The sequence below is a fragment of the Sphingomonas sp. A2-49 genome, from assembly GCF_025548555.1.
Lineage (GTDB): Bacteria > Pseudomonadota > Alphaproteobacteria > Sphingomonadales > Sphingomonadaceae > Sphingomonas.
In genome coordinates this window covers 60,658-69,113 of the sequence record NZ_JAJLPA010000021.1, presented here as the reverse complement: position 1 = coordinate 69,113, position 8,456 = coordinate 60,658, and the positions used below count along the sequence as shown (strand labels likewise).

The 8,456-nt window shown below is 70.2% G+C and carries 7 protein-coding genes; 6 read left to right on the top strand and 1 reads right to left on the bottom strand.

The window, feature by feature from the left end; translation table 11 throughout:
* Positions 1-67 precede the first annotated feature (67 nt).
* A complete protein-coding gene (locus tag LPN01_RS15010) occupies positions 68-814 on the bottom strand; it encodes a hypothetical protein (protein ID WP_262829230.1) in 747 nt (248 codons plus the stop codon).
* Between the two features lie 144 nt (positions 815-958).
* Between LPN01_RS15010 and LPN01_RS15005 the strand changes: the two genes are divergently transcribed.
* The 6 genes from LPN01_RS15005 to LPN01_RS14980 all read left to right on the top strand — a co-directional run bounded on the left by LPN01_RS15005 (position 959) and on the right by LPN01_RS14980 (position 8,440).
* Positions 959-2,077 carry a helix-turn-helix transcriptional regulator gene (locus LPN01_RS15005; protein ID WP_262829229.1) on the top strand — a complete coding sequence of 373 codons (1,119 nt, stop codon included), beginning with the start codon at positions 959-961 and terminating at the stop codon, positions 2,075-2,077.
* 70 nt (positions 2,078-2,147) lie between these two features.
* Entirely contained in the window at positions 2,148-3,530 is a 1,383-nt protein-coding gene (locus tag LPN01_RS15000) for a M20/M25/M40 family metallo-hydrolase (RefSeq protein WP_262829228.1), read from the top strand.
* Between the two features lie 109 nt (positions 3,531-3,639).
* Entirely contained in the window at positions 3,640-4,080 is a 441-nt protein-coding gene (locus tag LPN01_RS14995) for an EF-hand domain-containing protein (protein ID WP_262829227.1), read from the top strand.
* Positions 4,081-4,159: 79 nt separating this feature from the next.
* A complete protein-coding gene (gene tgt, locus LPN01_RS14990) occupies positions 4,160-5,296 on the top strand; it encodes a tRNA guanosine(34) transglycosylase Tgt (RefSeq protein WP_262829226.1) in 1,137 nt (378 codons plus the stop codon).
* 2 nt (positions 5,297-5,298) lie between these two features.
* Positions 5,299-5,487: a hypothetical protein gene (locus LPN01_RS14985; RefSeq protein ID WP_262829225.1), complete on the top strand. Its 189-nt coding sequence runs from the start codon at positions 5,299-5,301 to the stop codon at positions 5,485-5,487.
* Between the two features lie 115 nt (positions 5,488-5,602).
* Positions 5,603-8,440: a M16 family metallopeptidase gene (locus LPN01_RS14980; RefSeq protein WP_262829224.1), complete on the top strand. Its 2,838-nt coding sequence runs from the start codon at positions 5,603-5,605 to the stop codon at positions 8,438-8,440.
* The last annotated feature ends 16 nt before the right edge of the window (positions 8,441-8,456 follow it).

The window sequence follows — 8,456 nt, the reverse complement described above, 5'->3', positions numbered from 1 at the left end:
GTCGCAGCGCCCCCGATGCGACCGCACGTCCTTCGTGGCCGGGGCGAGAAGGCCCGCGACGTCCGGACTAGAAGCGGTAGCCGATCGAAAACTGCGCGATCGGATACACCTTATAGTCGTTGACGTCGTCCTGAAGCGCGCGACGCTCCCGCTCCAGGTCGGCACGGAACGTCGCATTGGCGGCCAGCGCCCCCGTCGCCGTGAATTCGCGCACCTTGACCGCACCCTGGAACAGCACGCCCGCATCGAAGCCGAACATGAAACCCTTGCGGTTGGCGCCGCTCCAGCCGAGCGTCAGCGCCGGGGCGAAATCCTTGACCTCCCCCCGCCCGCGCAGCGTCCCGATCTGCGCCGGCGTATAGACGGCGTCCCCCACTTCCACGGGCTGCGTCGGCACGGCGTCGAGGCGGATGTAGTTCTTGTTGATGCGAGCGCCGCCGGAGATGCGGAAGTGCCCGCCCATCGGATAGACGTCGAGCATGGCGCCGAACGACTTCAGCTTGATCTTGCCATCGTATTGGATGTCGCCCGAATCATAATCGCCGCTGATCCCCAGAAACGTCGCATTGCCGCGGATGCCGATATGGTCCGAAATGCGGAAACCCACTTCGGGACCAATACCGAGCGTCCCGGCCGTAAGACCGACCGCAATACCCGTCGGTCGATCGTCGGCCGGAGCCTCCTGTGCTGCCGCCGATGCCGGAGCCGCAACTGCCGCGAACAAGGCCAAGGCGCAGATTTTCGAAACGATCATGAGGACTTCCTCCGATAATGATATCAATCGGCCATGCGACCGCCGATGCACGTCCGGCATCTTTGGTGTTTCATGACCCGTACATTGCCCCCGTGGACGCCGGACTTGTGCCGGGCGCGATCGACACCCGCATCCCCCAAACGGATGATGCCTTGCACGGCACCAAAACTTTGCCGATAACGCGCGGCATTGCCGGGGGGCCAGATGACGAACGATGACGGGGATGCCATCGTCGAGCGGTTTCGCGCGGCGGCGATGGGGATGATCGACTGGTCCGATGCGTTGACCGCCATGACATCCGTCACGAGGGCGCGCGTCGGGCAGCTGGCCGCCCTGGACGACCGCGGGAACCTGATGTTCAGCATGGTCGTCGGGTGCAGCGACGACGAGCAGGCCGCCTATTTCGCCGCGGGGGGACCCGATCCCGCCATCAACCCCCGAACCCGGGCGCTGACCATGGCGCGCCCCCTTCGCTGCATCACCGACAACGACTTCATCACGCAGCCGATGCGCGAACGGTCGGCGATCTACACGGGCCTCTTCCGGGAGAGCGACGTGCCGATCTGCGCGATGGTACGGCTCGAAACCGCGGACGACAGCTGCGCGGCGCTCGGCATGCATCGGTCGGCGTCGCGCGGCCAAGTCGAACCCGACGAATTCCGCTTCATCGACGCGCTCGCGCCCGCCATCAGCGCGGTCGTCAAGGCGTCCATGACGCTCGGATCGTCGCTCAATCGAACCAGCCTGGTGACGGCCGAGAACCTGTCGGGCGCGGCGGTCCTGCTCGGCGAGTCCATGACGATCGTCGCCGTATCCCCGGATGCGGAGCGGTTCCTGCGCCGGGGCGATCCGCTGACGATGCGGCGGGGGCGTCTTTTCGCGACGTGCAGGCATGCGATGGCGAAGGTGGAACGGGCCTTCGCATGCGTGACCGCCGACAGCGCGGACTGGCAGGGCGCGATGCCGCTCACCTTTCCCGATGGCGGGCGGTCGCCCCCCCTGACCGCCGATCTCTGCCCGCTGCCGCGCCGGACGTCCGGGCCGCTGTCCGGGGCGCGTGCGCTGCTCGTCCTGCGCCTGCCGCGCGGGTCGACCGAGCCCGGCGACACCAGGCTGATGGCCGTGTTCGGGCTGACCCCGTCCGAGGCGGAGGTGGCGCGACTGCTGGTCACCGGCGTTCCCCTTGCAGGGATCGCGACGCGGCGGCGCACCTCGCTGGCGACGGTGCGAAGCCAGCTGAAATCGATATTCGGCAAGACCGGGTGCAATCGACAGGTCGACCTTTCGATCCTGATGCTGCCCTATTGCGGAAGTGCCCAATGACGAACGCCGCCGCGCTTGCGCGGCGCGCCACGTCCGCGCACAACCGGCGGGACACCTGCCGGAGAAGCCCATGCGCCATCTGCTGACCCTCGTCGCCGCCGCTTCGCTCGCCCCGATGTCCGCATCGGCGCAGGACGCGCCCGCCACCCCGGCGGGGAAGGAGGCGCTGGCGCTGCTGACGCGGGGCATCGCGTTCAGGACGGTCGAGGGGCAGGGACAGGTGCCCGCCTATGCCGCCTATCTGAAGCAGCAGCTCGTATCGGCCGGGTTCGCCGACGCCGACGTGGCGTTCGTGCCGATGGGCGAGACCGGATATCTGACCGCGCGCTATCCGGGGCGCGATCGCGGGGGCAAGGCGACGATCGTGCTCGGCCACATGGACGTCGTCCAGGCCGATCCCAAGGACTGGACCCGCGATCCGTTCACCCCGGTGGTCGAGGGCGGCTATGTCTACGGTCGCGGCAGCCTGGACAACAAGGCCGGCGTATCCACCGCGGTCGCCGCGCTGATGAAGCTCCGGCGTGCGCGATGGGTGCCGCAGCACGACGTGGTGCTGGTCCTGACCGGGGACGAGGAAACGACGATGAAGACGACGCGGGCGGCGGCCGCGGCGTTCAAGGATGCCGGGCTGGTGCTCAACGCCGATGCCGGCGGCGGGTCGCTCGGCGACGACGGCAAGCCGATCGTGTATGGCGTGCAGGCGGCCGAAAAGGTCTATGGCGACTGGCATCTGACCGTCACCGATCCCGGTGGCCATTCCAGCCGTCCGGGACCCCGCAACGCGATCGCGAGCCTTGCCGCAGCGCTCGTCCGCATCGCCGCCTATCGCTTCCCGCCCGAGCAGAACGAGATCACCAAAGCGTCGCTCGCCGCCACCGCGAAGGGCACGCCGGGGCCATTGGGCGATGCGATGCGCGCGTTCGTCGCCAACCCGGCGGACACCGCCGCCGCCGATCGGATCTCCGCCGATCCGCGCTACGTCGGGCAGGTGCGGACCACCTGCGTGCCCACGATGGTCAGCGGCGGCCACGCCCCCAACGCCCTGCCGCAGCGCGCGACCGCCAACATCAACTGCCGCATCTTTCCCGGCACGTCACGCGCGGCGATCGAAACGCGGCTGATCGCGCTGACCGCGGATCCTTCGATCACCGTCGCGCTGTTCGACAACGGCACGATCGAGGCCGGGGCATCGCCGCTCGACCCGAAGGTGATGGCGGCGGTCAGGGCCGTCGCCGCGCGGCGGGCGCCGGGACTGGCGGTGGTGCCGCTGCAGGAGGCCGGTGCGACCGATTCGATGCATTTCCGCGCGCGCGGCATCCCGAGCTTCGGCGTCGGCGGCGTGTTCATGAAGCCGGGCGACATCTTCGCGCACGGCCTGAACGAACGCGTGCCGGTGGCGACGATCGATCCCGCCGTCAGCTGGTGGGAGGGGCTGCTGACGGCGCTCGGCTGATCCGGAAGCGGCACGGCTCCCGGACCACGGCGGGCGACCATGCCGTCCCGCCCGTCTTTCGCATCGGCGCCTATGGCGATGGCGCGCGCTTGCTGGCATCACGGCGGGCATGTTGTTCGCCCTGCTGCTCCAAGTCGCCGCCCCCGCCACCCCCGCGCAGCCGCCCGCGACGCTCGTGGTCGAGCCGGTGGGCATGGCGATCGCCGCGTTCGATGCGGACGGGGACGGGCGGACGACGCGCGCGGAACTGGCGGCCGGCGTCGCGCGCAGCCTCGCCGCGATCGATACGGCGCATGCCGGATCGATCGGCTATATCGCGTTCGCCGACTGGGCGGAACGCTGGCTGGGCGACCGCAACGCGCTGCCGAGCCCGTTCGAGGTCGACGCCGACGGCGACGACCGGATCACCCTCGCCGAATTGCAGGCCGCCTTCGCCCGCGTGTTCGCGCGGCTGGACGTCGACCGGGACGGCAGCGTCAGTCGCAAGGAGGTGCTGACGATCCGCGCGACCGCCGGGCGCCAGATGGGACCACCCGGAAAGCGTCGCTGACCCCCGGCGCGACGGGCGGCCGGCGGGCGCATCGCGGAGCCTCGACACCGCGCACCCGCTTCGCCAAAGCGCTGGCATCATGACCCGTCGCTTCGCCTTCACCATCCACGCCACGGACGGCCGCGCCCGCACCGGCGAGATCGCCATGCACCGCGGCACGATCCGCACCCCCGCCTTCATGCCGGTCGGCACCGCCGCGACGGTCAAGGCGATGAAGCCCGCCGACGTCGCCGCGAGCGGTGCCGACATCATCCTCGGCAATACCTATCACCTGATGCTGCGGCCGGGCGCCGAGCGCGTAGCGCGACTGGGCGGGCTGCACCGCTTCATGGGATGGGACCGGCCGATCCTTACCGATTCGGGCGGCTATCAGGTAATGAGCATGGCCGACCTGACCAGGCGGTCGGAAGAAGGCGTGTCGTTCAAGTCGCACCTCGACGGCACGCGCCACATGCTCAGCCCCGAACGCTCGATCGAAATCCAGCGGCTGCTCGGCAGCAATATCGTGATGGCGTTCGACGAACTGGTGCCGACGACCTCGACGCGCGAGGTGCAGGCGGCGGCGATGGAACGGTCGATGCGCTGGGCGAAGCGGTCGCGCGATGCGTTCGACGCGGGCGGCGAGCATGGCGCCAACAACGCGATCTTCGGGATACAACAGGGGGCGCTGGACGAGGGTTTCCGCAAGGCGTCCGCCGACGCCCTGATCGACATCGGCTTCGACGGCTATGCCGTCGGCGGGCTCGCGGTCGGCGAGGGGCAGGACGCGATGTTCGGCTGCCTCGACTTCGCGCCCGGCCAGCTGCCCGCGGACCGGCCGCGCTACCTGATGGGGGTCGGGAAGCCCGACGACATCGTCGGCGCGGTGGAACGCGGGATCGACATGTTCGACTGCGTCATGCCGACCCGCTCGGGCCGCACGGGACAGGCGTTCACGCGCGACGGACCGATCAACCTGCGCAATGCGCGGTTCGCGGAGGACCAGGGGCCGCTCGACGCGGCGTGCGGCTGTCCCGCCTGCGCGACGTGGAGCCGCGCCTATGTCCATCATCTGGTCCGCTCGGGCGAGATCCTGGGCGCGATGCTGATGACCGAACACAACGTCTGGTTCTACGAACGGTTGATGCAGGACCTGCGCAACGCCATCGCGGCCGGTGAGTTGACCGGGTTCGCCAACGCGTTCCGGGCACGCTATCAACGGCCCAAGGGAGAGTAAGCATGTCGGATCAGCCCAACGAGATCCTGGAGGCCGCCGCCGCCGCCAAGGCGCAGCAGGACGCCGTCGCCCGGACGCGCGACCCCTCCCGCACCAGCCGCTGGCCGATGCGGATCATCGGTGTCGGCATCGGGTCGGCGGCGGTCGCGGCGGCGGTGCTGTTCGCCAATTCCAATCGCACGCGCGACTGACGCGCCGCCCCCGGCGCGCGCGGGACCGATCGCCGCGCGCCGCCGTCATTGACACCGTCGCCGCGCTTCGGTTCAACCGATGGCATCCATCCCGCTGAGCCGGAGCCTTCGATCCATGCGCCTCGTTCGTGCCGCCCTGATGCTCGGGGCCGCGCTGCTGCCCCTCGCCGCCGCCGCCCAGACCGCGACCCGCCCCGCCGCCGCCGCTGCGGTCAAGCCGATCGCCTATACCGAACGTACGCTGGCGAACGGGCTGCGCGTCTACGCATTGCGCGACACGACCACGCCCAACGTCGCGGTACAGGTGTGGTACGATGTCGGATCGAAGGACGATCCGCAGGGCCGGTCGGGCTTCGCGCACATGTTCGAGCATCTGATGTTCAAGGCGACGCGCAACCTCGTCAGCGAACAGATGGATCGGCTGACCGAGGATGTCGGCGGCTATAACAACGCCTCGACCAACGACGATTACACCAATTATTACGAGGTGATCCCGGCGAACCACCTCCAGCGGCTGCTGTTCGCGGAGGCGGACCGGATGGCGAGCCTGGTCGTCGAGCCGAAGAGCTTCGCCAGCGAGCGAGACGTGGTGAAGGAGGAGTTGCGCCAGAGCACGCTCGCCCGCCCCTATGGCAAGCTGTTTTCCACCTATCTGTCCGCCGCCGCCTACACCACCCATCCCTATGCCCGCTCGACGATCGGCAGCATCGAGAACCTGGAGGCGGCGTCGATCGAGGACGTGCGCGGCTTCCACGCGACCTATTACCGGCCGGACAATGCGATCCTCGTCGTCGCGGGCAATTTCGATCCCCGCCAGCTCGACGCCTGGATCGACCGCTATTTCAGCAGGATCGCGCGTCCGGCGACCGCCATCCCGCGCGTGACGGTGCAGGAGCCGGCACGGACGACGGCGGTGACCTATACCGTCTACGAGCCCAACACGCCGCTGCCCGCGGTTTTGATGAGCTGGCACGTCCCGGCCGACCGCGATGCGGACATTCCGGCGCTGACCGTGCTCAACACCATCCTGTCCACCGGCGAAAGCAGCCGGATGTACGAAAGCCTCGTCTATCGCGACCAGCTGGCGCAGGACGCGTCCTCGTTCCTCGACAGCAAGCAGGGGACGGGCAACCTGATCGCCTATGCGATCCTGGCGGGCGGCAAGACGGTCGCACAGGGCGAGGCGGCGCTGAAGCGCGAGATCGCCCGCTTCCGCGACGCGCCCGTCTCCGCCGCCGAGCTTGCCGAAGCGAAGAACGAGATCCTGACCGCGACGATCAAGAGCCGCGAGACCGCGGAGGGCAAGGCGCGCACCCTCGCCTCCTCGGTCATCATCGACGGCGATCCCCGCGCCGCGGACCGCCAGCTCGCCGCGATCGCGCGGGTCACCGCCGCCGACGTCCAGCGCGTCGCGCGCAAGTATCTGGGCGACCAGCAGTCGGCGACGATCCGCTACCTGCCGGACAATGCGAAGCCCGCCGGCGCGACCGGCGACACGATCGCGGTCGCGTCCACGGTGCGGACCGCGCCGCTCGCGGCGCCGGCGAACGTCGCCATCGTCACCCCCGCGCCGGAGGGCCAGCGCGTCCAGCCGCCCGCCCCCGCCGCACCGGTTCGCGCGAACCTGCCGCAGCCGGTCGAGACGCGCCTTGCCAACGGCCTGCGCGTCATCACCGTCGAGCGCCACGACCTGCCGATCGCGACCGCCTATCTGGTGGCGACGGGTGGACAGGCGCTCGATCCCGCCGACCGCTCGGGGGTCAGCGACCTCGCCGCGACGCTGATGACCAAGGGCACCGCGACCCGCTCCGCGACCGAGATCGCGCGTCAGGTCGAAAGCCTCGGCGGTTCGATCGGCGCCGATGCCGCGAGCGAGGGCGGCACGGTGCAGGTGACGGTCAAGTCCGACCAGCTGGCGCCGGCGATGACGATCCTCGCCGATGTCGCCACACACCCCGCCTTCGCTGCCGACGAACTGGACCGCGCGCGGGCGCAACAGGTCGACGCGGTGACCGTCGCGTTCAAGAACCCGGCGCAGCTCGCCGCGCTGGTCGCCGACCGTGCGACCTTCGGCGCCTCGCCCTTCGGCGCCCCCGGCAGCGGCACGCCGGCGTCGCTGAAGGCGATCACCCGCGGCGACGTCACCGCCGCCTATGCCCGCACCTGGCGCCCCGATCAGGCGACGCTGATCCTCGTCGGCGACGTCACCCCCGCGCAGGCGCAGGCGCTGGCCACCGCACAGCTGGGCAGCTGGCGCGCGCCCGCCGGTGCGGCGACGCCGCTGCCGACGCTCGCGGCCTTTCCGGCGCCGCGCACGGTCGTGGTCGACATGCCCGGCGCGGGCCAGGCCGGCGTCGTCGTGGAGCGGCCGGCGATCCCGCGGTCCGACCCGCGTTATTATCCGTTCGCGGTCGCCAACACCGTGCTCGGCGGCGGCTTCTCGTCGCGGCTGAACCAGGAAATCCGCATCAAGCGCGGCCTCGCCTATGGCGCGAGCAGCGGCGTCGATGCGGCGCGGTCGGTCGGCAGCATCGCCGCACGCACCCAGACCAAGAACCAGACCGCGGCGGAGGTCGTCGCGCTGATGACCGGCGAGATGGTGCGGATGGGCGCGGCGCCGGTGCCGGACGCCGAACTCGCGACGCGCAAGGCGGTGCTGGTCGGCAGCTTCGGGCGCGCGGTGGAAACGACCGGGGGCATCGCCGGGATCATCGGCGAATATGTCCTCGACGGCGTACCGATCACCGAATTGCAGGGCTATACCGCCAAGGTCGAGGCGGTGACCCCGGCGGCGGCGCAATCCGCGGCGGCGGCGCTGCTCGATCCCAAGGCGGCGAGCGTCGCGGTGGTCGGCGACGCGAAGCAGTTCATCGCGCCGCTGAAGGCCGCACGCCCGGACGTCGAGACGCTGACCGAGGCACAGCTCAACCTGGACAGCGCCACGCTGAAGTGATCCGCGCCGCCGCCCG